The following is a 24991-nucleotide window of genomic DNA, read 5'->3' as shown; positions in this document are numbered from 1 at the left end:
GATCATGCGAGGGAGAGCGCATCGATCCTCGGGCAGGTTCCGGCGGCGGGAGAGCCGCGTTTCAGGGAGATTGGAACCTGTTACAGCCTGTTTAGGCCGCAGGGCATGACGCGACCTTGACCTAGGTCAAGTCACCCCGCGCGCGGGGTGCGACAAAATGGCAGCGGCAAACGGAAGACAACATCCGGCGCCCCTTGCCGCGGCGCGCGGATGCAGGCAACGTGGCGCCATGCGATATCTGGCGATCCTGACGGTCAAGAACGAAGCCGCTTTCCTGCTGGATTGGCTGGCCCATCACCGCACCGTGGGGTTCACGGATTTCCTTGTCTTTTCCAACGATTGCGGCGACGGCACCGATGCGATGCTGGACCGGCTGCAGGATCTGGGCCAACTGACCCACCTGCGCAACCCCGGCCCCTGGCCGCGCGGGCCGCAATGGGCCGCGCTGAAGGCGGCGGACCGGCACCCGCTGATGGCGGCGGCGGATTGGGTTCTGGTGCTGGACATTGACGAATACGTCAACATCCACGCGGGCGATGGCACGCTTGATGCGCTGCGCGCCGCCCTGCCGATGGCGACCGCGATTCCGCTGACCTGGCGGCTGTTTGGCAATTGCGGCGTAGTGCGCCATGTCGATCAGCCGGTGACTGCGCAATTCACCCGCGCGGCGCCCCGGCAGATGATCTGGCCCTGGCGCGCGGCGCTGTTCAAGACGCTGTTTCGCAACGATGGCAGCTATCGCAAGCTGGGTGTGCACCGCCCGCGCAATCCTGACCCCGCGCGCCTGCCCGCGCAGCGCTGGTTCGGCGGATCGGGGCGCGAACTGCCGGCGCTCTATCACCGTGGACGGCTGTTCTCGCCCCTGGGCGAGGATAATTACACCCTGGCGCAGCTGAACCATTACGCCCTGGGCGCGATGGACAGCTATGTGCTGAAATGCGACCGGGGCCGCGCCAACCGCGCGGCCGGGGCCTTTGATCTGTCCTACTGGGTCGAGCGCAACTTCTGCGCCGGGGAAGACCGCACGATCGCGCGCCTGACCGATGCCGCCGCCGCCCTGCGCGCGGGCCTGCGCGCCGATCCGGTGCTGGGCGCGCTGCACGATCAGGGCCTGCACTGGCGGCAGGCGCGATTCGAGGCCTTGATGGCACATGAGGATTACCGCGGCCTGTTCGGCAGGCTGCTGATGACCCCCCCCAGCCGCCCGCTCAGCCCCGCCGCGGCGCGTTTCATCGCCGACCACGCCCGGCGCGCGGCGGAACGCGTCGCGGAAACAAACCCCGACGCGCCCGGGGATTGATACCCCCCGTCGGACAATCCATCACAATTCCGAGCAAACTCCGCAATTCCGCCCGCTTTGAGGTGTGATCGGTTACTGTCATGATGCAGACATCACACCGACCCGCAGGACAGCGACCCGCAGATGATGGAAGACAACACGATGCCCTTGCGCGCGCCCGGCCCGGACGCCTGGCAAGCCCGGATCGAAGAGATCGGGGAAGACGAGGGCTATTACCAACGCCTCGGCCCGGCCCATGCGGCGCTGTTTGCCGATGCCGCGCCGGTGCTGCTGGTCAGTTTCGAAAGCCGCGACACGATCCGCGCGGGCGATGGCGAACAGCTTCCCTTCGGCCTGCGGGCGGCGCGCAAGGCGGGCTGGTCCAGCCTGACGCTGATCGCCGATCACGACAGCTGGTTCCGCGATCCCAGGGTCTATGGCTATTTCGATCGTCTGGTCGATGAGGCCTTCTTTGAGGATTTCGACCGCGTCGTGTTTTATGGCGCGGGTCCGGGCGGCTATGCGGCGGCGGCCTTTTCGGTCGCGGCACCGGGCTGCACGGTGGTGGCGCTGCAACCGCAGGCAACGCTGGACCCGCGGCTGGCGGGCTGGGACACGCGGTTTTGCCGCCAGCGGCGCACCGATTTCACCACCCGCTATGGTTATGCCCCCGACATGATCGAGGCGGCGGCGCGGGTTCTGCTGATCCATGACCCGCTGTCACGGCTGGATGCGATGCATGCCGCGCTGTTCCGCCGCCCCCATGTCATCGCCCTGCCCTGCCCGGGCCTGGTCGATCCGGTCGATGCGATGCTGGCGGACATGGGCGTTCTGGAACCGCTTCTGGCGCTTGCGATGCATGGCCAGGCCGATGCGGCGGCGTTCTGGCGGCTGTATCGCGCGCGCCGCGACCTGCCGCGCTATCTGCGCGCACTGTCGGCGCGGCTGGATGCGGGGGGGCGGGTCTGGCTGAATGCGCTGTTGTGCCGCAATGCCGCGCATCGGCTTGATGCGCCCCACTTCCGCGCGCGGCTGGCAACGCTGAAAGAGGCGCTGGCACAACAGGGCCGCAGCCTGCCGCCGATGCGCGACACCGGCGGCGGATCAGGCGTTTGAGGCGGGCGACACGCCCCCGGCCTCATCACTCTCCTCATCCTCGTCATCGGTGTGCAGATGCGCCCCGTGATGCTGCACCTGGCGGCGGCCATGGCGCGCTTCCACCGGGGCGAACAGCGGCGCCGGGGTAAAGGGCTCGGCCACGGTGCGCACCCGCAGCCCCAGCGCCGCCAGCGCAGCCAGCAATTCGGCACCGGCGCGCACCAGCAGACGATCATCCTCGATCTGGCAGGGCGCGCGGAACTGACCGATGCAAAGCGCCGCCAGCACCAGGTCGCCGCGCACTTCGGTCAGGGTCAGCATTTCGGATTTGTCGGCCATCTTGTCTCCTTGCCGCATACACGGGCCGTATATCACGGACCTGGCCACCGGGGCCGGTGCGGCAAGTATCGGGCGGGCACGAACCGGGGGCAAGGGCAAAGCTGCGATCAGCGATCCGGTCTGCTTGCCCCTGCGCGCCCAGGACCCGGTGCCAGACGACCCCGCCCGCCTGCGCGGGCCGGGCCGGACGTGGCAGGCCTCAGCGGTGCATCAGATCGCGCAGCACATGCGGCACGATCAGATCGCGGGTCAGGCCCATGCGTGCCAGTTCGGCATCGCTCAGCGCCTCAAGACGCGCGATTTCCGCGCTGCGGCATGCCGCCTGACGCTCGACCGAGGCCAGCATCGCGCCCCAGATGCGGGCCGGGACCGACAGGATCGGCGAAAGGATCGAAAGGGCGCTTTTTTCCTTGGGCGCAACGGCGGATGTGAAAGCCATGACGACTGTCTCCTGATCAACGACTTGCGGATAAGTGACCCGCGTTGACGCTCAGATAGGACAGGACTCGCAGCGGTTCCAGCGCCAATGCCGCAACGCAGCTATGCACCCGCGGCATTGGCGGTTCGGCAAGGGTTCGCGCGCTACGGGCAGCGATAGGCGTCGGCGCGCACCAGATAGACATCCTGGCCCGGCTCGACCCGTTCAAAGACGACATGGCTGGCGCCATCCTGACGGGCCTGATCCATGATCTTGTTGCGCGCATAGCGCAGCCCCTGGCCGGCCAGAAGCGGGCCATAGACCCCGGGCTCCATCGACAGGCGCGTGACCAGCGTGCAGCCGGCCACCTCGGCCGGATCCGCCGCGCGCACGCCGGCCGCCCCCGTGAAACCGGGATCGTTGCAGGCGGCAAGGACGAACAGGGACAGGATCAGGGCGGGAACGGGGCGCATGGCAACCTCTGGCAGGATGTGTGGCGCGATGCTGCCGCGCCCGCCCGCCGCCCGCAAGGCCCAAGGCGCGCACCGGGCCGGATTGCGCGCGATTCCGCCTCTGGATTCGCATCCGCGCCCGGTGTAGGGCAAGGACATGACCCAGATCACGCTTCGCCGCCCCGACGACTGGCACCTGCACCTGCGCGATGGCGCCATGCTGCAGGCTGTCCTGCCCGAAACCACGCGCCATTTCGCGCGCGCGATCATCATGCCCAATCTTGTGCCGCCGGTGGTGACCGGGGCGCAGGCGGCCGCCTATCGCGACCGGATCCTGACCGCCCTGCCCCAAGGCGCCGCGTTTGAACCGCTGATGACGCTTTACCTGACCGAGGATACCGACCCGGCCGATGTCGCGGCCGCCGCCACCTCGGGGCTGGTCAAGGCGGTCAAGCTCTATCCGGCAGGCGCCACGACCAATTCCCATTCCGGCGTGCGCGATTTCGACAAGGTGCGCGGCGTCCTGGACAAGATGGCCGAGATCGGCCTGCCGCTTTGCGTGCATGGCGAGGTGACCACCCCCGAGGTCGACATCTTCGACCGCGAGGCGGTCTTCATCGATACCGTGCTGGACCCGCTGCGCCGCGCCACGCCGGGGCTGCGCGTGGTGATGGAACATGTCACCACCCGCGACGGCGTGGACTATGCCCGCAGCCAGGGCGACGATCTGGGCGCGACGATCACCACGCATCACCTGATCATCAACCGCAACCACATCCTGGTGGGCGGGATCAAGCCGCATTATTACTGCCTGCCCGTCGCCAAGCGCGAGGAACACCGCCTTGCGCTGCGTGCCGCCGCCACCTCGGGCGAGGCGCGCTTTTTCCTGGGCACCGATTCCGCGCCCCACCCCGACCACCTGAAGGAACACCCCTGCGGCTGCGCCGGTTGCTTCACCGCGACCAACACGATGCAGCTTCTGGCGCATGTGTTCGAAGAGGAAGACGCGCTCGACCGGCTTGAGGCCTTCACCAGCCTGAACGGCCCCGCCTTCTACCGCATGCCCGTGAATGAAACCCGCCTGACGCTGGAAAAGACCGACCAGGCCGCGCACTGGCCCGAAAGGATCGACACCGGGGCGGGCCCCGTCACCGTCTTCAACCCGGGCTTCCCGGTCCACTGGCATGTGAAAGGATGAGGCTTCTTCTTGGCTGAAATACTCCCCGCGGAGCGGCCAACGGTTGGGCCGGGAGCCTCCGGCGGGAGTATTTGGACCAAGAAGAAGCGCAGTTCCGGCAAAGATAAAGGTATGACCATGATCCCCTCCGCCTACCCCGCCAAGGAAGAAATCGCCCGGCTGACCGCGCGCGCGCTGCTGGAAATCAAGGCGGTGCATTTCAACGCGGCCGAGCCCTTCACACTGGCATCCGGCCTGCCCTCGCCGACCTATATCGACTGCCGCAAGCTGATCAGCTATCCGCGCATCCGGTCCACCCTGATGGATTTCCTGGCCGTGACCGTGATGCGTGAGGCGGGGTTCGAAGCCTTCGACAACATCGCGGGCGGCGAAACCGCAGGCATTCCCTTCGCCGCGATGGTGGCCGAACGGCTGGCGCTGCCGATGACCTATGTGCGCAAGAAGCCGAAAGGCTATGGCCGCAACGCCCGCATCGAAGGCGCCATGACCGAGGGGCAGAGGGTGCTTCTGGTCGAGGATCTGACCACCGACGGCGGATCGAAACTGTCCTTCGTCGATGCGATCCGCGCGACCGGCGCCAGCTGCGGGCATACGGCGGTGATCTTCTACTACGGCATTTTCCCCGAAACCATCCCGACGCTGGAAAACCACGGGGTCAAGCTGCATCACCTGTGCACCTGGTGGGACGTGCTGGCCGAAGCCCGCGCGCAAGGCGCCTTCGATGCGGCCACGCTGGATGAGGTCGAGGCTTTCCTGACCGCCCCGCGCCCCTGGCAAGAGGCGCGCCGCGGGGCCTGAACCGCAGGCATTCGCCCCCGCCCGGCGCCGCTGGTCCGGGGGTGATTTTCCCGGGGACAGGTCTGTGGACAAACTGGGGATCGTTGCGCGCCCGAATCACGCGCGCCCCCCCGGATCGACAGGGCACCACGACATGTGGTAGGTTACGCGCAACAAACAGCTAAACGCCGGTCAACCGGGGGCGGCCTTGTGGCTTTGTCCCCCAAGTTATCCCGATAGGCAGCATCCACCGATTGGGCTATGGGATCGGCCAGGCGAGACAAGAGGCAGAGCATGAACGACATCGGCACGATCGGCACCGCCCCCACGCTTCCGGCCAATGCCGACACGCTTCCCCACAACATCGAGGCCGAACAGCAACTGCTGGGCGCGATCCTGACCAACAACGACATCTATGACCGCATCGCCGCGATCGTACGGGCGGAACATTTCTTCGAGCCCGTGCACCAGCGCATCTTCGAGGTGGCGGTGGCGCGTATCCAGAAGAACGCGCTGGCCTCGCCGGTGACGCTCAAGGCCTTTCTTGAGGATGATCCGGGGCTGAAGGAACTGGGCGGCCCGGCCTATCTGGCGCGTCTGGCGGGGGCGGCGATCGCGGCCTATGCGGCGCGCGATTATGCGCAGATGATCTATGAACTGGCCGTGCGGCGCGAACTGATCCGGCTGGGCGCCGACATTTCCGCACGCGCGGCACAGGTGGTGGTACAGGACGATCCGAAGGAACAGATCGTCGCCGCGGAACAGGCGCTCTACAAACTGGCTGAACAGGGGCAAAGCGAAAAGGGTTTTGTCAGCTTTCTCAAGGCCGTGACCGAGGCCGTGCAATCGGCCAATGCCGCCTATCAGCGCGAAGGCGGGTTGTCTGGCGTGTCCACCGGCCTGCGCGATCTGGACAAGAAGCTGGGCGGGCTGCACCCGTCGGACCTGCTGATCCTGGCCGGGCGCCCTTCGATGGGCAAGACCTCGCTGGCCACCAACATCGCCTTCAACATCGCCAAGGCCTACAAGCGCGGCCAACGCCATGACGGCGCCGAAGGCGCGGTCGAGGGCGGGGTCGTGGGCTTCTTCAGCCTGGAGATGAGCGCCGAACAGCTGGCCGCGCGGATCCTGTCCGAAGCATCCGAGGTGCCCTCTGAACAGATCCGCCGCGGCGACATGACCGAGGCGGAATTCCGCCGTTTCGTCGAGGCGGCCAAGGCGCTGGAAACCTGCCCGCTTTATATCGACGACACCCCCGCCCTGCCGATCAGCCAGGTCGCGGCGCGCTGCCGGCGGCTGAAGCGGACGCATGGGCTGGATGTGGTCTTCGTCGACTACCTGCAGCTCTTGCGCGGCACCGGCAAGGGCGAGAACCGGGTGCAGGAAATCGCGGAAATCTCGATGGGGCTCAAGGCGCTTGCCAAGGAACTCGGCATCCCGGTGGTGGCGCTGTCACAGCTGAGCCGGACCGTGGAAAGCCGCGAGGACAAGCGCCCACAGCTGTCGGACCTGCGCGAATCCGGCTCGATCGAACAGGATGCGGACGTGGTGATGTTCGTCTATCGCGACGAATATTATCACGAACGGATGAAACCATCCGAAGACGATCCGAAATTCGCCGAATGGATGCAAAAGGCCGAACGCGTGCATGGCAAGGCCGAAATCATCCTGGGCAAGCAACGCCACGGCCCGATCGGCACGGTCGAAGTGGCCTTCGAAAGCCGCTTCACCCGGTTCTCGGATCTTGCCAAGGCCTGGCAAGGCGACGGTGCGGACGGATTCTGAACGAAAGGGGGCTCTGCCCCCGCCCTTCGGGCCCCCCCGAGGTATTTTCGGCAAGATGAAGGCATCGTTTCATCTTGCCCGAAATACCTCGGGGGTGAATGGCCGCAGGCCAGAGGGGGCAGCGCCCCCTGCGCCACAATTGCCGCGCCGCGCGGCGGCCACGGATAATTACGCTTGACCTTGGCGGGCGGGCGCACAAGAAAGCGCCATGGCTACTGCATCGCTTCGCATCGATCTGGACGCAATCCTTGCCAACTGGCGGGCGCTGGATGCATTGTCCGCAGCCACGACCGAAACGGCGGCCGTGGTGAAGGCCGACAGCTATGGTCTGGGCGCGGCACGGGTGGCGCGGGTACTGGCACAGGCCGGGGTGCGCAAATTCTTTGTGGCTGCCGCCGAGGAGGGCGCGGCCCTGCGTCAGTCGCTGGGCGAGGGCCCCGAGATCCTTGTCTTTTCCGGGCACATGGCTGGCGATACAGAGATGATCGGCGCGCTTGGCCTGACCCCGATGCTGAATTCGCTGACACAGGTCACCCGCCATTTCGAAACCCTGCCCGGCGCGCCCTTTGGCATTCAGCTTGATACCGGGATGAACCGGCTTGGGATGGAGGCCGCGGAATGGGCGGCGGTGGCAGGCATTGTCACCGGCGCGGGTCCGTGCCTGATCATGAGCCATCTTGCCTGCGCCGATGAGCCCGACCACCCGATGAACGCCCGTCAGCTGGCGGAATTCCGCCGCATGACCGATGGCTTGTCGGTTCCGCGCTCACTCTCGGCGACGGGGGGGATCTTGCTGGGGCGCGACTATCACTTTGACGTCACCCGTCCCGGAATCGGCCTGTATGGCGGCCTGCCCCTTGCGGCCGCGCGCCCGGTCGTGCGGCTGTCGCTGCCCGTGGTGCAGGTGCGTGAGGTCGCGGCGGGCGAGACCGTGGGCTATTCCAACACCTGGCAGGCCGAAACCGATGCCCGGATCGCGACCGTTGCCGCCGGCTACGCCGATGGGCTGCTGCGCAGCCTGTCGGGCCGCGCGACGCTTTGGGCCGAGGGCACGCCCTGCCCCGTTGTCGGACGCGTGTCGATGGACCTGATCACCGTCGATGTCAGCCACCTGCCACAAGAGCCGCGCAGCCTGGACATCCTGTGCCCCGAACAGGGTGTGGATGATCTGGCCGACGTGGCGGGCACGATCGGCTATGAAATCCTGACCTCGCTGGGCAACCGCTATCGGCGCGATTACGCCGGGGGCGTGGCGTGATCGTCACCGCCCCGCTGGCGGCGCTGGGTCGGTTCGTACTGGGCGCGCTGGCCCTTGCCGGACGCATCGCGCTTTTCGCCGCCGAGTCGGTGTCGCATCTGTTGCGCCCCCCTTTCTACGCGCGGGAATTCCTGCATGCCTGCCTGCAGATCGGCTGGCTGTCGCTGCCGGTGGTGGGCCTGACCGCGGTCTTCACGGGCGGCGCGCTTGCGCTGCAGATCTATTCGGGAGGCGCACGCTTTTCGGCGGAATCGGTGGTGCCCTCAATCGTTGCCATCGGCATGACGCGCGAACTGGGTCCGGTTCTGGGCGGGCTGATGGTAGCGGCGCGCGTCGCCTCGTCCATCGCGGCGGAAATCGGCACGATGAAGGTGACCGAACAGATCGACGCGCTGGTGACCCTGTCCACCAACCCGATGAAATATCTGACCGTTCCGCGCGTCCTGGCAGCCACGCTGACGGTGCCGCTGCTGGTGGGCGTGGGCGATGTGATCGGTATCATGGGCGGCTGGATCGTCGGCGTCAGCCGGCTGGATTTCAACTCGGCCACCTATCTCAAGAACACCTGGGACTTCCTGGAATTCTGGGATGTGGGCTCGGGTCTGGTCAAGGGCGCGGCCTTTGGCTTCATCGTGGCGGTCATGGGCTGCTATCACGGCATGCAATCAGGCCGCGGCGCACAGGGCGTGGGGCGGGCCACGAAATCGGCGGTCGTGGGCGCCTCGATCCTGATCCTCGGGGCGAATTACCTGCTGACAGAGGCGTTCTTTTCGGCATGATTGACCTGCGCGATGTTCACAAGGCCTTTGGCGCCAACCAGGTGCTGCGCGGGATCGACCTGACCATCCCGACCGGCGAAAGCATGGTCATCATCGGCGGATCCGGCACCGGAAAATCCGTTCTTCTCAAATGCATCCTGGGTCTTGTTCATCCTGATCGCGGCACCATCACACTGGATGGCGAAGATGTGGCCACGGCCGCGCGCGATGCCTTTCTGGCGCGCTTCGGGATGCTGTTTCAGGGCGGCGCGCTGTTCGACAGCCTGCCCGTCTGGCAAAATGTGGCCTTCCGCCTGCTGCGCGGCGCGCGCAAGCTGCCCAAAGCCCAGGCGCGCGACATCGCCATCGAGAAATTGCGCCGCGTGGGCCTCAAGCCCGAGGTGGCCGACCTGTTCCCGGCGGAACTGTCGGGTGGCATGCAGAAACGCGTGGGCCTTGCCCGCGCCATCGCCGCCGAACCCGAGGTGATCTTTTTCGACGAACCGACCACCGGGCTTGATCCGATCATGTCCGGCGTCATCAACGAACTGATCCGTGAAATCGTGGTGGAAATGGGCGCCACCGCGATGACCATCACCCATGACATGACCTCGGTCCGCGCGATTGCCGACAAGGTGGCGATGATCCATGGCGGCAAGATCCGCTGGACCGGCCCGATTGCAGAAATGGACACGACGTCGGACCCTTACGTCCAGCAATTCATCCACGGCCGGGCCGAAGGGCCGATCGAATCGGTGCGCTGAATGCCGCTGCGCCTGGCCAATCTGGCGCTGCTGGTGCTGTTCCCCGTCGCCTGGGCTGCACCGCTGCTGCATGCGGGGCTGCTGCCGTTTTTCGACCTCGGTTCGATCTCGGTGTTCTCCGGCCTTCGGGCGCTGTGGGACAAGGACATCCCGCTTGCCCTTCTGGTGGCACTTCTGGCGCTGGTCGCACCGCTGGCCAAGACGCTTGGCCTTGCGCTGGTGCAATTCGGCCTGGCCCCGCCGCGCCTGCTGCCCGCGCTGCAGGCCCTGGGCCGGCTGGCCATGGCCGACATCTTCCTGATCGCGCTCTACATCGTTCTGGCCAAGGGCGTGGGCGTCGGCCGGATCGAAACCGGCTGGGGCCTCTACCTGCTGACCTTCTGCACCGGCACCAGCCTGATCCTGTCCCACCTGCCGGCCCCGCCGCACCGCTGACCCTTTCATCTTGCCGGAAATACCTCGGGGGTCCGGGGGCGGCGCCCCCGGCCTTGAACCGGGGCGATGGATCGGGCAGGAAGGGCCATGGCCAAGACGACCTCTTCCTTCACCTGCACCGCCTGCGGCGCCGCCCACAAGAAATGGGGCGGCAAATGCGACGCCTGCGGCGCCTGGAACACCATCCAGGAAGAGGCGCCCCTGTCCACCGGCCCCGCCAGCAAGACGTTGGGCGCCGCCAAGGGCCGGGTGATCCCGCTGACAACACTTGCCACCGCCGAGGCACCGCCGCCGCGCACAAGATCGGGGATGGATGAGCTGGACCGCGTCCTGGGCGGCGGCCTGGTACCGGCCTCGGCCATCCTTGTGGGCGGCGATCCGGGCATCGGCAAATCCACGCTGCTGTTGCAAGGCGCCGCAAGTTTCGCCCGCAACGGCCTGAAATGCCTTTACATTTCCGGCGAAGAGGCATCGGCCCAGGTGCGCATGCGCGCACAACGCCTGGGCCTGGCCGATGCGCCGGTGCAGCTGGGCGCGGAAACCAACCTGCGTGACATCCTGACCACGCTGGATGCCGAACGCCCCGACCTTGCGATCATCGATTCGATCCAGACCATGTGGGCCGACATGGTCGACAGCGCGCCGGGATCCGTCGCCCAGGTCCGCGCCGCCAGCCACGAACTGGTGACCTTCGCCAAGACGCGCGGCTGCGCGATCATCCTGGTAGGCCATGTCACCAAGGAAGGCCAGATCGCCGGCCCGCGCGTCGTGGAACACATGGTCGACACGGTTCTGTATTTCGAAGGGGAACGCGGCCATCAGTTCCGCATCCTGCGCGCGGTGAAAAACCGTTTCGGCCCCGCCGATGAAATCGGCGTGTTCGAGATGACCGGCGGGGGCCTGTCCGAGGTCGCCAACCCCTCGGCGCTGTTTCTGTCCGAACGCGGCCTGGCCGCCCCCGGCTCGGCCGTCTTCGCCGGGATCGAGGGCACGCGGCCCGTGCTGACCGAAATCCAGGCCCTTGTCGCGCCCTCGTCGCTGGCCTCGCCCCGGCGCACGGTGGTGGGGCTCGACTCGGGGCGGGTCTCGACGATCCTGGCGGTGCTGGAAAGCCGTTGCGGCATCCCGTTTGCGGGGCTGGATGTGTTCCTGAATGTCGCGGGCGGGATGAAGGTCCTGGAACCCGCCGCCGATCTGGCGCTGGCCGCGGCGCTTCTGTCCGCGCGTGAAGATGTGGCCCTGCCCCCCGACATGGTGATTTTCGGTGAAATCAGCCTGTCGGGCGCGCTGCGCCCCGTGGGTCAGGCGGAAAACAGGTTGAAAGAGGCCGAGAAACTTGGTTTCTCACAGGCCATTGCCCCGGAACGGACCAAGGCCGGGGGCGGCGGCGGGATGGCGCTTCGCAAGCTGCCCGATCTTGTGACATTCGTGGGTGAGATGTTCGGCGCGGGCTGACGCGCAGGCACGAAAGGGAACGCATGGAAGGCTTTACCATCATCGACGCCATCGTGGCGGCCATCATCGTCCTGTCGGCGATCCTCGCCTACAGTCGCGGCTTCGTGCGCGAGGGGCTGTCGATCGCGGGCTGGATCGCGGCCGCCGTCCTGGCCTATCTTTTCGCCAATATGGCCCGCCCGCTGGTGGCGCAGATCCCGGTGCTGGACAAGTTCCTGGGCGACAGCTGCGAACTGGGCATGATCGCGGGTTTCGCCACGGTCTTCGCGCTGGCGCTGGTGGTGTTTTCCATCGTCACGCCGCTGTTCGCATCGGTCGTGCAGCGATCGGCGCTGGGGGGTATCGATCAGGGGCTGGGCTTCCTGTTCGGCGTGCTGCGCGGCGTGGTTCTGGTGGCGGTGGCCTTCGTGGTCTATGACCGTGTCATGGTCAACGAGGCGCTTCCCGTGGTGGACAATTCGCGCTCGGCCTCGGTGTTCGAACGGGTGACCGGCTCGCTGGACGACTCGGTGCCCGATGATGCCCCCGGCTGGATCGTCGCGCGCTATGAACAGCTGGTCAGCGCCTGCACGGCGCCCGCGGGCAACTGACCGGCGCCCCACATGACGGCGAAGTGACGGTTTTGATGGCGGGGGGGCGTGACAGCCCCCCCGTTTCGCATTACATCACCCGCAAACACCCCCACACGTCGGAGCCCCCCATGACCCGCCCCGCCCGCACGTTCCTGTCTCACCCGTTCGATGACGACAAGCTGAAGGAGGAATGCGGCGTCTTTGGCGTGATCGGCGTGTCGGATGCGGCCAATTTCGTGGCGCTTGGCCTGCACGCGCTGCAGCACCGCGGGCAGGAAGCCGGCGGCATCGTCGCCCACGATCCCGACAAGGGCTTCAACTCGGCCCACAGGTTCGGCTATGTGCGCGACAATTTCACCAAGGCCTCGCTGATGGAAACCCTGCCCGGGGCGCTGGCCATCGGCCATGTGCGCTATTCCACCGCCGGGTCCAAGGCGGCCGTGATCCGCGATGTGCAACCCTTCTTCGGCGAATTCTCCATGGGCGGCTGCGCGATCGCGCATAACGGCAACCTGACCAATGCCGATGCCCTGCGCCGCGAACTGATCGAACGGGGCGCGATCTTCCAGTCCAGTTCGGACAGCGAATGCATCATCCACCTGATGGCGCGCTCGATCCAGAAATACCATGCCGACCGCATCGCCGATGCGCTGCGCCGCGTGGAAGGGGCGTTTTCGGTGGTGGGAATGACACGCACCAAGCTGATCGGCGTGCGCGATCCGCTGGGCGTGCGCCCGCTGGTGCTGGGCCGGCTGGGCGACAACGGCTATGTGCTCAGCTCGGAAACCTGCGCGCTGGATATCATCGGCGCGGATTTCGTGCGCGAAATCGACCCCGGCGAAATGGTGGTGATCCAGAACGGGCGGATCGAAAGCTCACGCCCCTTCGGCGCCTCGAAGGGACGGTTCTGCATCTTCGAACATGTCTATTTCTCGCGCCCCGACAGCATCATCGGCGGCCGGTCGGTCTATGAAACCCGCTTCCAGATCGGGGTGGAACTGGCCCGCGAAGCCCCGGTCGAGGCCGACCTGGTCTGCCCCGTCCCCGACAGCGGCACCCCCGCCGCGATCGGCTACAGCCATGAAAGCGGCATCCCCTTCGCGCTTGGCATCACGCGCAACCAGTACATGGGCCGCACCTTCATCGAGCCGACCGAACAGATCCGCAACATGGGCGTGCGACTGAAGCTGAACGTGAACAAGGGCCTGATCAAGGGCAAGCGCGTGGTGCTGGTCGACGATTCGGTCGTGCGCGGCACCACCAGCCGCAAGATCAAGGAAATGATCCTGGATGCCGGCGCCGCCGAGGTGCATTTCCGCATCGCCAGCCCGCCGACCGCCTGGCCCTGCTTTTACGGCGTCGACACGCCCGACCGCACGAAACTGCTGGCCGCGCGCATGACAGAAGATGAGATGCGCGACTGGATCGGGGTGAACAGCCTCAGGTTCATCTCGCTCGACGGGCTCTACCGCGCCGCGGGCGAGGCGCAGGGCCGCGATGCCGCCTGCCCGCAATATTGCGATGCCTGCTTCTCGGGCGAATATCCGGTCGCGCCCTCGGATCAGCTGGAAAAAGGTTTTCAGATGAAGGCGGCGGAATAGCCCGCCGCCTTCCGCCTGCCCGAAACCGCGGCTGCTTCTTCTTGGCAAAAATACTCACGATCCCACACGCCCACAGGCGCGGGCGCCGGTCAGGGCCGCGCCGCCAGACACGCCCCCCACACACGGCCCCCCCCGGTCATTGGCCCCCATTGGCCCCCTGATCTTTGCCTGCGCCTTACAGCACCTCTTCCGGCTTACAGCACCTCTTCGACGCGATCGGCCAGCGCCTCGGCGCGGGCTGCGATTTCGGCCAGCGACTCGGTGACTTCGGCGGGGATCACGGGCACCTCGGCGCGGATCGGGTTGGCGCGCGCTTCGGCCAGGGCGGCTTCGGCGGCGGCCAGGCGGGCTTCGGCCTCGCGCAGCTGGTCTTCCATCCCGGCGGTCTTGTCGGCCAGCATCAGGCCCGCCATCAGCAGCATCCGCGCCTCGGGCATGCGACCGATCTGGCCGATCAGCACCGAGGCTTCGGCATCCAGCATTCCGGCTGCGGTGCGCAGGAAATGTTCCTCGCCGTCCTGACAGGCAACCTCGAACTCGCGCCCGCCGATGGTGATCTTCAGTTCAGCCATGATCGGCACCTTCTTGTGCTGTTGCAGCCCCGGCTTCGGCGCTTGCCAGGATCGGCTCCAGCGTGCCCAGGATGTCGTTCAGTTCGGCCAGTTCCGCCGCGCGCGCGGCGCGCAGGCCTTCCAGTTCGGCCTGCAGCGCGCGGTTGACCAGATGCGGTTCAACCCGTTCCGCCGCGTCCAGAAGCGCGCGATTGGCCGCCGCCAGATCGGCATTGGCCTGTTTCAGCCGCGCCGCTTCGGCCTCGGCCACCTCCAGCGCGCGGCTGGCCTGCGCCAGCCGCCGTTCCAGCGCCGAAAGCGTGGTTTCCTGCTTGTCGCGGATCGCGCGGACGCGGTCGGACAGCCGGGCATTGGCGCTGCGTTCGGCCTCCAGCGCCGCGTGCAGGCGGACCAGTTCGGCGGCGCTGTCGGCATCGGGCTGCGGCAGGGCTGCGGGCCCGGTGACAGCTTCCGCGACAACCTCCGCGACGGGTTCGGCGACGGGTTCGGGCGCGGTCAGGGGACGCGCGGCCAGCGCATCCACCCCGCGCCCGATGCGTTCCAGCGCAAAGCTGATGCGGCGTTCGTATTCGGCGATATCGCTCATTCTGCCTGCCTCCGGTTTCTGGTGCGGGCCAAATGCGCGGCCCGGATCACGCGGGACGGGCGCGAATCGCGCCCCGTCCGTTCAACCGCGATCTTACCCAATCTGCGCCACCTAAGCCCACCCTTTTGCATCAAGTACTTGGGGGGTGCGCTTGATCTTGCGCGGCAGGCTGCTATCAGGGGACAACCCTGAATGATCAGCCGAAAGGTCACCGTCTTGGATATCGCCCAGCTTCGTGCCGCCCATCCCGACCACTGGACGCTTGCCGCCGCCATCCGCGCGCTGGCGATGGATGCGGTGCAGGCCGCCAATTCCGGCCATCCCGGCATGCCGATGGGCATGGCCGATGTGGCGACCGTTCTGTTTCGCAACCACCTGAAGTTCGACGCAAGCGCCCCGAACTGGGCCGACCGCGACCGCTTTGTGCTGTCTGCGGGGCATGGCTCGATGCTGCTTTATGCGCTCTTGCACCTGACCGGCTATCGCCAGACCACGCTGGATGAGGTCAGGAACTTCCGCCAATGGGGGGCGCGCACCGCGGGCCACCCGGAATATGGCCATCTTGAGGGGGTCGAAACCACCACCGGCCCGCTGGGTCAGGGCATTGCCACCGCCGTCGGCATGGCGATCGCGGAACAGTCGCTGCAGGCGCGCTTTGGCAAGAAGATCGTCGACCACCGCACCTGGGTGATCGCGGGCGACGGCTGCCTGATGGAGGGTATCAGCCAGGAGGCCATCGGCCTGGCCGGCATGCAGCAGCTGTCGAACCTGATCGTGCTGTGGGACAACAACGACATCACCATCGACGGGCGCGTGTCGATCGCCGACCGCACCGACCAGCGCGCGCGCTTTGCCGCCTCGGGCTGGACGGTGCTGTCCTGCGACGGCCATGACCCCGCCGACATCGACCGCGCCCTGACCGCGGCCAGGGCCGCCAGGGGCCCGGTTCTGGTCGATTGCAAGACGATCATCGGTTTCGGCGCGCCGACCAAGGCCGACAGCTATTCGGTCCACGGCTCACCGCTCGGCGATAGCGAACTGGCCGCGACCAAGGAAATCTACGGCTGGTCGCATGGCCCCTTCGTGATCCCGGCTGACATCAAGGCCGAATGGGAAAAGATCGGCGCCCGCGGTGCCGCCGCCCGCGCGGAATGGGAAACGCGCCTGGCCGCCCTGCCCGCCGGAAAACGCGCCGAGTTCGAACGCCAGATGGCCGGCGAGGCGCCGAAGAAGCTCGCCGGCGCGATCCGCGCCTTCAAGAAGGCCCAGTCCGAGGCCGCCCCCAAGGTCGCCACCCGCAAGGCCAGCGAAATGGTGCTGGCCGCGATCAACCCGGTGGTGCCGGAAACCGTGGGCGGGTCCGCCGACCTGACCGGGTCGAACCTGACCAAGACCGCCGATCTGGGCGTCTTTGGCCCCGACAACCGCAAGGGGCGCTACATTCATTACGGCATCCGCGAACACGGCATGGCGGCGGCGATGAACGGGCTTTGGCTGCATGGCGGCGCGCGGCCCTATGGCGGCACCTTCTTCTGCTTTACCGATTATGCGCGCGGCGCGATGCGGCTGTCGGCGCTGATGGGGGTGCCGGCGGTCTATGTGATGACGCATGACAGCATCGGCCTGGGCGAGGATGGCCCGACCCACCAGCCGGTGGAACATCTGGCGATCTGTCGCGCCACGCCCAACACCTGGACCTTCCGCCCCGCCGATGTGGTGGAAACCGCCGAGGCGTGGGAACTGGCGCTGACCACCGGGTCCACCCCTTCGGTGCTGGCGCTGTCGCGGCAAAACCTGCCGACCCTGCGCAAGACCCATTCCAACGCCAACCTGACCGCGCGCGGCGCCTATGTCATCGAGGAAGCGGCGGGCAAGCGCCAGGCGATCCTGATGGCCTCGGGCTCCGAGGTGGAAATCGCGCTGAAGGCGCGCGACATCCTGCAGGCGCAGGCCATTGGCACGCGCGTCGTCTCGGTCCCCTGCATGGAACTGTTCGCGGCGCAGGACGAAGCCTACCGGCGCAAGATCCTGCCCGCAGGTCCGGTGCGTGTGGCCGTTGAGGCCGCCGTGCGCCAGCCCTGGGACCGCTGGTTGCTGGGCGAACGGGGGCGTGAATCGAAGGCCGGCTTCGTCGGTATGGACAGCTTTGGCGCCTCGGCCCCGGCAGACCGGCTTTACGCGGAATTCGGCATCACGCCCGAGGCCATTGCCGAAAAGGTCAAGGCGCTGTTGTGAGACCGCGAAAACCGCCGCATGACAGGGGGGGGCTGGAACCAGCCCCCCCTTTCATGCAAGGCCGCCTGTCGGCGGTGGCGGCGGGCATCCTGTTCTGCCTTGCGGCGGTGCTGACCTTCACGCTGATGGATGCGCTGGCCAAGCATCTGTCGGCCAGCTATGCGCCGCTGCAGGTGGTCTGGGCACGCTATGCGGGCCAGGCCCTGCTGGTGTTCCTGATCCTGTTGCCCAAGGGCACGGCGCTGCTGCGCACGCGCTTCCCGCTGCTGCAGGCGGCACGGTCGGTGCTGCAATTCGGCGCGACCGCCTGTTTCTTCCTGTCGCTGCCCTTCATCGGCCTGGCCGAGGCGACCGCGATCACCGACATCAACCCGGTGCTGATCACACTGGGCGCGGCGCTGTTTCTGGGCGAACGGATCGGGCCCCGGCGGGCCTTTGGCGTGGCCGCCGCACTGATCGGCGCGCTGATCGTGATCCGCCCGGGGCTGGGGGTGTTTCAGCCCGCCGCCCTGCTGCCGCTGGCCACCGCCTTTTGCTATGCGGGCTTTGCGCTGCTGACGCGTGTGGTGGGCGACCGGGAAAGCCTGTGGACCTCGTTGTTCTATACCGCACTGTTCGGCACGGTAATCGGCACGGCGCTGCTGCCGTCGCTGTGGCGGCCGATCGCGATGGGCGATCTGTGGGGATTTGTGGCGGTGGGGCTGCTGGGCACCCTGGCGCAATTGTGCCTGATCCGGGCCTTTTCGTTGGCGCCCGCCTCGGTCATCGCGCCGTTCGGCTATGTCGGGCTGATCTTTGCAAGCCTTTGGGGCTGGATGTTCTTCGACCAGTTTCCCGATCGCTGGACGGTGCTGGGCGCCACGATCATCGTGGCCGCCGGGCTGTATGTCTGGGCGCGCGAAACCGCCGAAGCCCGGGCGCGGACCCGCGCGAATGGCGGGTCAGCCTGATCCTGGTTCCCGCGGGCGCTAGTTCAGGCGCCCGGCCGACAGGATGTGCCCCGGCACCGGGCCGGTCTTGCCCGGCCGCGCCGATTGCACGATCACGACGGCAGGTTCCTCACCCTCGATCGTCGCGGTCAGCTTCAGCGGCATCCGCCCGTCCCATTCGGCCACCGCATGCCAGGCGGTGACGACATTGGCGTAATCGACGATCTTGCCCGCGTTTTCGCCGCGCAGGATTTCAACCCGGGCCTGCGGCGCATAGCGCACGATCTGCACCACCGCGCCGGTGTCCAGCGGCGGATCGGCCCGCAGTTCGAGAATGTGGCGCCCGGATTCCAGGCGGTGGCGCATCTGCACACGCGGGGCGACGGCGCGATGCGCCTCGATCAGGGCCGTCAGTTCGGCGGGGCGCGCGCCCACCACCCGTTCGGCCCCGCCCACGATCATCTGCGGGGTATAGATCGACCGCTCGCCCGCGGCCCGGGCATAGGCCTTCTGGCGCGCGGTAAAGGCGGGCTGGGCAAAGGGGTCTTCCCAGCCCAGGTAATCCCAGTAATCGACATGCAGTGCCAGCGCGATCACATCGTCACGCGAGGCGATCTGGGCCAGCAGCGCATCGGCGGGCGGACAGGCCGAACAGCCCTGCGAGGTGAACAGTTCGATCACCACCGGCGCCAGGGCAAGCGGCGCGCTGTCGGCGGGCGCAACAGCCACCGGGGCGGCCACCTCGGGTTCCATCGCCCGCGCGGCGCCGGAAAGACCCGGATTGCCAGGGGGATCCGCTGCGGTCCCGCCCGTTGCTGCGGCGCCATCATCAACCGCGCGGGCGGCACTGTCCAGCGGCGCGGCTGGCGCCTGTTGTTCAAGCGGGGCCAGGCTTTCCAGCGTCACATCGGGGGCGACCTGCGCCCGGGCAGCCCCCCCTGCCACCGACAGGCCCGGGCCGAACGCCCCCCCCACCATGCCGGGCCCCATGCCGGGCCCCAGTCCGAGCCCTATCCAAACCCCGATCGCGGCGCTGATGATCGCGCGTTTCATGTCGCCTCTTTCTTCTGGTCGCCTTACTTCCTAAGCCGCGCCCCGGGGCTTTGCCAATCAAGGTTTTGCGATTTTATCCGCCCCGTGGCAGCCCTGCCGCCGGGACGGCCGCAGCAGTTCGGGGGCAGTTCAGCCGTGGTTCGGGGGCGGGGGCGGTTCGGGGCGGCAAAAACTGTGCACAATGGTATACAAAATCGCACCGCCCCCCTTGATCGACTCTGCCCGATCGGGCAAAAGCCCCGCAGCGAGACCCTATTTGCCCAAGGGAGGCCATCCTATGACCGTCGTCACCGGAAAAGACACCGCCAAGACGCGCCGCACGCTCAGCGCGGGCGGCAAGACCATCGCCTATTACTCGATCCCCGCCGCGCAGGCCGCGGGCCTGGGCGATTTCTCGAAACTGCCCGCCTCGCTGAAGGTGGTGCTGGAAAACCTGCTGCGCTTCGAGGATGACGGCTTCACGGTGTCGGTCGATGACATCAAGGCCTTTGGCGACTGGGCCAGCCAGGGCGGCAAGAACCCGCGTGAAATCGCCTATCGCCCGGCGCGCGTGCTGATGCAGGACTTCACCGGCGTTCCCGCCGTGGTCGACCTGGCCGCGATGCGCGACGGCATCAAGGCCCTTGGCGGCGACCCCAGGAAGATCAACCCGCTGGTGCCGGTCGATCTGGTCATCGACCATTCGGTCATGATCGACGAATTCGGCAACCCGCGCGCCTTCCAGAAGAACGTCGATCTGGAATATGAACGCAACATGGAACGCTACACCTTCCTGAAATGGGGGCAAAGCGCGTTCGACAATTTCCGCGTGGTGCCGCCGGGCACCGGCATCTGCCACCAGGTGAACCTGGAATACCTGGCCCAGACCGTCTGGACCGACAAGGACCAGAACGGCGAGGAAGTGGCCTACCCCGACACGCTGGTGGGCACCGACAGCCACACCACCATGGTCAACGGCATGGCCGTTCTGGGCTGGGGCGTGGGCGGTATCGAGGCCGAGGCCGCGATGCTGGGCCAGCCGGTGTCGATGCTGATCCCCGAGGTCGTGGGCTTCAAGCTGACCGGCCGCATGGTCGAGGGCACCACCGCCACCGACCTGGTGCTGAAGGTCGTGGAAATGCTGCGCAAGCATGGCGTGGTCAACAAGTTCGTCGAATTCTACGGCGAAGGCCTGGACCATCTGCCGCTGGCCGACCGCGCCACGATCGCCAACATGGCCCCCGAGTATGGCGCGACCTGCGGCTTCTTCCCGATCGACAACGAAACCCTGCGCTATCTGCGCAACACCGGCCGCGATGAAGACCGCATCGCCCTGGTCGAGGCCTATGCCAAGGAAAACGGCATGTGGCGCGGTGCGGATTACGCGCCGGTCTACACCTCGACGCTGGAACTGGACATGGGCACGATCGTCCCGGCCGTGTCGGGCCCCAAGCGCCCGCAGGACTATACCCCGCTGACCCAGTCGGCCCAGTCCTTTGCCAGGGTCGTGGCCGATTACCGCGGCATCGATGTCTCGGCGGCGGCCAAGGACATGGCCGACGAAGGCCCCGTGGCGACCAAGGCCGTCAATACCCACAAGACCGCCAAGGTCGAGGGTGAAAGCTATACGCTGAACGACGGTTCGGTGGTGATCGCGGCGATCACGTCGTGCACCAACACCTCGAACCCCTATGTGCTGATCGGCGCGGGTCTGGTGGCGCGCAAGGCGCGGGCGCTGGGTCTGAAGGCCAAGCCCTGGGTCAAGACCTCGCTGGCGCCCGGATCGCAGGTCGTGCAGGAATATCTGGCGGCTGCCAACCTGCAGGAAGACCTGGACGCGCTGGGTTTCAACATCGTGGGCTTTGGCTGCACCACCTGCATCGGCAACTCGGGTCCGCTGCAGCCCGAAATCTCGAAGGCGATCAACGAAAACGACCTGATCGCCACCGCCGTCCTGTCGGGCAACCGCAACTTTGAAGGCCGGATCAGCCCCGACGTGCGCGCCAACTACCTGGCCTCGCCGCCGCTGGTGGTGGCCTATGCGATCGCGGGCGACATGAACATCGACCTGACCACCGATCCGATCGGTCAGGACAAGGATGGCAACGACGTCTATCTGAAGGACATCTGGCCGACCAACCAGGAAATCGCCGAACTGGTCGAAAAGACCGTGACGCGCGAAGCCTTCCAGACGAAATATGCCGACGTGTTCAAGGGCGATGCCAAGTGGCAGAGCGTCGAGACGACGGACAGCGAAACCTATGACTGGCCGCCGACCTCGACCTATATCCAGAACCCGCCCTATTTCCGCGGCATGTCCAGGGATGCGGGCTCGATTTCCAACATCCGCGACGCGCGGGTGCTGGCGGTGCTGGGCGACATGATCACCACCGACCACATCAGCCCGGCCGGTTCGTTCAAGCCAGCCACCCCTGCCGGCAAATACCTGACCGAACGTCAGGTCGCGCCCAAGGACTTCAACAGCTACGGTTCGCGCCGCGGCAACCACGAGATCATGATGCGCGGCACCTTCGCCAACATCCGCATCAAGAACGAGATCCTCGATGGCGTTGAAGGCGGATACAGCAAAGGTCCGGACGGGCAGCAGACCTCGATCTTCGACGCCTCGATGGCCTATCAGGACGCCGGCACGCCGCTGGTGATCTTTGCCGGGGTCGAATATGGCGCGGGTTCCAGCCGTGACTGGGCGGCCAAGGGCACGGCGCTGCTGGGCGTCAAGGGGGTGATCGCGGAAAGCTTCGAACGCATCCACCGGTCCAACCTGATCGGCATGGGCGTGGTGCCGTTCGAATTCACCGAAGGCCAGACCCGCAAGTCGCTGGGCATCACCGGCGATGAGGTGGTCACCATCGAAGGCCTGGAAGGCGAAATCAAGCCGCTCAGCCTGGTGCCCTGCCACATCACCTACAAGGACGGCACGACCAGGACGATCCAGCTGAAGGCGCGGATCGATACCGAGGTCGAGATCGAGTACCTCGAAAACGGCGGCGTTCTGCACTATGTGCTGCGCAACCTCGCCAAGGCCTGACCGGCCCGCACGAACCGAAAGGCCCCGCCACGGCGGGGCCTTTTCTTGTCATGCCGGGCGGCAAGACAGCCGGTTGCGCGTGACCCCGAAACGACATTCCGTCGCTGCGGGACAGGGCCACCTGACCGGATAGGCCGCATGCCCGCGCGGGTGCCCGGCCTGGTCCTCGGTCAGCTGCGGCAACTTGGTCTTTTGGCTGCGGGTGAGTTCCAGCACGTCGTCTTCGCGCGCTGCGACCAGATCGTCCGGTGCGACGCTCGCCACAGCTGTCCTTGCCCGCCTCCTGGCGGGTGTCCTGGGCGCGGTCCGCGTATTAGCGAGATCGCGTCGTCGAGCCATTCCGCGACCGACCTCGCCTGCGTCAGCGGCTCGTCCGCCGCGCCTTTCAGCAGCGCGAGCTGATCAGCGGGCAGCGCCGCGATCTGGCCCACCGGCATACGGTGAATATCAGCCAGGGTGATGTGGTTGGAAATCGTCATGTTCCGCCCCCTCACGCCGACATCGGACGATGGGGTTCGTGAAGATCGGCAATCGGACCCTGCGGCTGCGGCATGCAGGTCCAAGTGTGATGGCATGGGCGGGTAAAACCTCTGCGCCCGTCGCGCAGCCACTGCGGTGGCTTGGACCAATAGCAGCGTTGGACACACGGGTTGCGACCACGCGGAAGCGCAAGCTGCCAGATGCCGTGAAAAAGGATCTCGTTCGTAACAGCGGCAGCCTGCCGATCTGGGCAGCGCCCATCGTGCAAAGCATTACGGAGCCGCATTAGACGAAGACTGTCGTTTTCGCGGCAGATCTAGAATAGCGCAACGTTTTCAGTGCGCGCTGTTCCAGAGCGCCGTGCACTATCCCGCGTGGCACCGCTGTTCGACCAGGTCACGGAACATGCGCCGTTTCACCGACAGCGCAATCAACCGGCGTTAGGACTTTCGGCCTCCAGAAGCTCCCTGATGCGAAGCCGACAGGATCCCCCCGTCGTCTCGATCAGATCGCGCCAATCGGGGTGGCCCTTGAATATGTCCCGCATGCGGCTAGAGACATCGTATTCGAGATCGGCAAACATGACTTCGGTGCTGACGCTCTTCTCGCCACCGTCCCATGCGTTGAAGAGGTACTCGACAATTTGCCGCCTCTTGTCGCCACCAAACTTGAACTCCCGTGCGCCCACCCACAGATGACGGAACCCGGCGGCGTGGCGCACGGGATCGCCTGCATGGGTCGCCGTGCCGGCCTTCAGCTGGGCGGCCAGATAGGTTGGCTCGATGACCAGTGCCGCACCGCCAGCTTCCAGATCCCCCAGCGCGATGAACTGATACCGGGACAGGTCCGCCTCAGCGAGATCACGGGTCGCCGAGGTGGTCACCACCACCCTGAAATCTGCGGGCGGACGCCCCCCGAGGTAGTTGGCGACCTGCTGCCAGGTATCGCGATCCGTCAGCCGTCTCGCATACCAGATTGGGACACGGGCACCGCGCCCGGGCAGTCTGACGTCGCCCAAATCCGATAGAAGGCCCGGAATACGTTCTGCCGGGCGGGCGAAGCGCGGCAGGTCAAGGCGAGATGTCAGCCGACCGAGGAACGCGTTGGCATCGAAGCGGAAAACCTGCAGGCGTTCGTTGTCGACGGTTACCCATCCCGCTGCCGGGCTGAAATATCCGCAGGCGCGCTGCTCTGGCGACCATTCCGGATTTACCGGCTCGTCCTCATGGCCAACCAGAGAGGTGGCAACCGGGACCGGCGCGTCCGGCACCAGACCAGCGCCGATCAAAGGGGTGGCGCTGGCCACGTGATAGTCGTGAAGGACGGCCCCGGCGATACGCGCGCCTTTCGTCTCGACGATGCTGACGAAAAGCCGGGCAGACCGCCCATCAATCGTCGATGAGGATCGGGTCATCGACCACAACTCCCCACCGGCGCAGATACTTCTCGCCGATCAGCTGCTTTTCTTCCGTCTGCTCCTTCAGATTGCAGCCATGTGGCATGGTGATGGTCAGGGGCAGCGTGCGACCACGCCGAGCCCTGGCAGAAAGGCACGGTGGAAAACACCAACCGGCGCGTCAGCAGATGGCTGCCCCGCAAGCGCGACATCAACAAGATGACGGATCACGAACGCAAGAAGCTCTGCGATCAGCTCAACAATACGCCCCGGAAGTGTCTGGGCTGGAAGACCCCAACAGAGGTCTTCCAAGAGAAAATGATGGAGGAGATCGGCCGCCGCCCTACCCTCGCAGGCAATAGGAGCCGCAGTTCAGGTATCGCTCACACCCAGGCCCCTGCGGCAGCCGCCCGGCGCACTGCGAAGGCCTTGGCAATCCCTGCCCCGCCGCGTGGTCCCCGGCCCCCGCCGCGCGCGGATCCCGGACCTGCCCCTTGCACCGGGGGGGATGAAATGATTGACA

23 protein-coding genes and 1 pseudogene are annotated in these 24991 nt (G+C 66.6%); 16 read left to right on the top strand and 8 right to left on the bottom strand.

The genetic code is table 11. From position 1 onward, the window contains the following. The first annotated feature begins 229 nt into the window (after window positions 1–229). Both ACK8OU_RS14820 and ACK8OU_RS14815 read left to right on the top strand, forming a co-directional pair. Window positions 230–1300: a glycosyltransferase family 2 protein gene (locus ACK8OU_RS14820; protein WP_410304195.1), complete on the top strand. Its 1071-nt coding sequence runs from the start codon at window positions 230–232 to the stop codon at window positions 1298–1300. A 123-nt stretch (window positions 1301–1423) separates the two neighbouring features. Next, a complete protein-coding gene (locus ACK8OU_RS14815; protein ID WP_410304194.1) occupies window positions 1424–2395 on the top strand; it encodes a phosphoadenosine phosphosulfate reductase in 972 nt (323 codons plus the stop codon). Here ACK8OU_RS14815 and ACK8OU_RS14810 read toward each other — a convergent pair. The 3 genes from ACK8OU_RS14810 to ACK8OU_RS14800 form a co-directional block, all read right to left on the bottom strand. Further along, window positions 2384–2716: a hypothetical protein gene (locus tag ACK8OU_RS14810; protein WP_410304193.1), complete on the bottom strand. Its 333-nt coding sequence runs from the start codon at window positions 2714–2716 to the stop codon at window positions 2384–2386. The genes ACK8OU_RS14815 and ACK8OU_RS14810 overlap by 12 nt on opposite strands. Before the next feature lie 199 nt (window positions 2717–2915). Then, a complete protein-coding gene (locus ACK8OU_RS14805) occupies window positions 2916–3155 on the bottom strand; it encodes a hypothetical protein (RefSeq protein WP_410304192.1) in 240 nt (79 codons plus the stop codon). Window positions 3156–3298: 143 nt separating this feature from the next. Then, on the bottom strand, window positions 3299–3607 hold the full coding sequence (locus ACK8OU_RS14800) for a hypothetical protein (RefSeq protein WP_410304191.1): 309 nt from the start codon (window positions 3605–3607) through the stop codon (window positions 3299–3301). A 136-nt stretch (window positions 3608–3743) separates the two neighbouring features. Here ACK8OU_RS14800 and pyrC point away from each other — a divergent pair, with 136 nt between their 5' ends. The 10 genes from pyrC to purF all read left to right on the top strand — a co-directional run bounded on the left by pyrC (window position 3744) and on the right by purF (window position 14189). Further along, window positions 3744–4784, top strand: a complete 1041-nt coding sequence (gene pyrC / locus ACK8OU_RS14795) for a dihydroorotase (RefSeq protein WP_410304190.1) — start codon at window positions 3744–3746, stop codon at window positions 4782–4784. A 117-nt stretch (window positions 4785–4901) separates the two neighbouring features. Continuing rightward, window positions 4902–5582 carry an orotate phosphoribosyltransferase gene (locus tag ACK8OU_RS14790; protein WP_410304207.1) on the top strand — a complete coding sequence of 227 codons (681 nt, stop codon included), beginning with the start codon at window positions 4902–4904 and terminating at the stop codon, window positions 5580–5582. 273 nt (window positions 5583–5855) lie between these two features. Beyond that, window positions 5856–7346: a replicative DNA helicase gene (locus ACK8OU_RS14785; RefSeq protein ID WP_410304189.1), complete on the top strand. Its 1491-nt coding sequence runs from the start codon at window positions 5856–5858 to the stop codon at window positions 7344–7346. 208 nt (window positions 7347–7554) lie between these two features. Further along, window positions 7555–8604, top strand: a complete 1050-nt coding sequence (gene alr, locus ACK8OU_RS14780) for an alanine racemase (protein WP_410304188.1) — start codon at window positions 7555–7557, stop codon at window positions 8602–8604. Next, a complete protein-coding gene (locus ACK8OU_RS14775) occupies window positions 8601–9383 on the top strand; it encodes an MlaE family ABC transporter permease (RefSeq protein ID WP_410304187.1) in 783 nt (260 codons plus the stop codon). The genes alr and ACK8OU_RS14775 overlap by 4 nt, the downstream gene beginning before the upstream one ends. Beyond that, the gene (locus tag ACK8OU_RS14770; RefSeq protein ID WP_410304186.1) at window positions 9380–10126 is read left to right on the top strand and encodes an ABC transporter ATP-binding protein; all 747 of its coding nucleotides are present in this window, start codon (window positions 9380–9382) and stop codon (window positions 10124–10126) included. The genes ACK8OU_RS14775 and ACK8OU_RS14770 overlap by 4 nt, the downstream gene beginning before the upstream one ends. Further along, window positions 10127–10561 (top strand): paraquat-inducible protein A, encoded by a 435-nt coding sequence (locus ACK8OU_RS14765; RefSeq protein WP_410304185.1) that lies wholly within the window; start codon window positions 10127–10129, stop codon window positions 10559–10561. A gap of 87 nt (window positions 10562–10648) precedes the next feature. Beyond that, window positions 10649–12016: a DNA repair protein RadA gene (gene radA, locus ACK8OU_RS14760; protein ID WP_410304184.1), complete on the top strand. Its 1368-nt coding sequence runs from the start codon at window positions 10649–10651 to the stop codon at window positions 12014–12016. Between the two features lie 23 nt (window positions 12017–12039). Then, window positions 12040–12606: a CvpA family protein gene (locus ACK8OU_RS14755; protein WP_410304183.1), complete on the top strand. Its 567-nt coding sequence runs from the start codon at window positions 12040–12042 to the stop codon at window positions 12604–12606. A gap of 110 nt (window positions 12607–12716) precedes the next feature. Beyond that, window positions 12717–14189 (top strand): amidophosphoribosyltransferase, encoded by a 1473-nt coding sequence (gene purF, locus ACK8OU_RS14750; RefSeq protein ID WP_410304182.1) that lies wholly within the window; start codon window positions 12717–12719, stop codon window positions 14187–14189. 194 nt (window positions 14190–14383) lie between these two features. On the opposite strand, the gene ACK8OU_RS14745 is transcribed toward purF, so the two are convergent. Both ACK8OU_RS14745 and ACK8OU_RS14740 read right to left on the bottom strand, forming a co-directional pair. Continuing rightward, complete coding sequence (locus tag ACK8OU_RS14745; RefSeq protein WP_410304181.1) at window positions 14384–14761, bottom strand: cell division protein ZapA; 378 nt, start codon at window positions 14759–14761, stop codon at window positions 14384–14386. Further along, window positions 14754–15347, bottom strand: coding sequence for a hypothetical protein (locus tag ACK8OU_RS14740; RefSeq protein WP_410304180.1), 594 nt, complete (start codon window positions 15345–15347; stop codon window positions 14754–14756). Before ACK8OU_RS14740 ends, ACK8OU_RS14745 begins: the two co-directional genes overlap by 8 nt. Window positions 15348–15563: 216 nt before the next feature. On the opposite strand from ACK8OU_RS14740, the gene tkt reads away from it, so the two are divergent. Further along, the gene (tkt, locus tag ACK8OU_RS14735) at window positions 15564–17582 is read left to right on the top strand and encodes a transketolase (RefSeq protein WP_410304206.1); all 2019 of its coding nucleotides are present in this window, start codon (window positions 15564–15566) and stop codon (window positions 17580–17582) included. 53 nt (window positions 17583–17635) lie between these two features. Continuing rightward, the gene (locus ACK8OU_RS14730) at window positions 17636–18532 is read left to right on the top strand and encodes a DMT family transporter (RefSeq protein WP_410304179.1); all 897 of its coding nucleotides are present in this window, start codon (window positions 17636–17638) and stop codon (window positions 18530–18532) included. 18 nt (window positions 18533–18550) lie between these two features. Here the strand turns inward: ACK8OU_RS14730 and ACK8OU_RS14725 are convergent, their stop codons facing one another. After that, a complete protein-coding gene (locus tag ACK8OU_RS14725) occupies window positions 18551–19564 on the bottom strand; it encodes a DUF1223 domain-containing protein (RefSeq protein ID WP_410304178.1) in 1014 nt (337 codons plus the stop codon). A 277-nt stretch (window positions 19565–19841) separates the two neighbouring features. Between ACK8OU_RS14725 and acnA the strand changes: the two genes are divergently transcribed. Further along, a complete protein-coding gene (acnA, locus tag ACK8OU_RS14720) occupies window positions 19842–22592 on the top strand; it encodes an aconitate hydratase AcnA (protein WP_410304177.1) in 2751 nt (916 codons plus the stop codon). A 170-nt stretch (window positions 22593–22762) separates the two neighbouring features. Here the strand turns inward: acnA and ACK8OU_RS14715 are convergent, their stop codons facing one another. After that, window positions 22763–23071, bottom strand: a complete 309-nt coding sequence (locus ACK8OU_RS14715; RefSeq protein WP_410304176.1) for a hypothetical protein — start codon at window positions 23069–23071, stop codon at window positions 22763–22765. A 431-nt stretch (window positions 23072–23502) separates the two neighbouring features. Continuing rightward, window positions 23503–24486, bottom strand: a complete 984-nt coding sequence (locus tag ACK8OU_RS14710; protein ID WP_410304175.1) for a hypothetical protein — start codon at window positions 24484–24486, stop codon at window positions 23503–23505. Between the two features lie 108 nt (window positions 24487–24594). On the opposite strand from ACK8OU_RS14710, the pseudogene ACK8OU_RS20635 reads away from it, so the two are divergent. Further along, window positions 24595–24801, top strand: a pseudogene (locus ACK8OU_RS20635) (transposase); the annotation flags it as partial. Between the last annotated feature and the right edge of the window lie 190 nt (window positions 24802–24991).

The organism is Pontitalea aquivivens (genome assembly GCF_046507575.1).
Classification (GTDB): Bacteria; Pseudomonadota; Alphaproteobacteria; order Rhodobacterales; family Rhodobacteraceae; genus Pontitalea; species Pontitalea aquivivens.
This window is presented reverse-complemented; position numbering and strand designations above follow the sequence as displayed.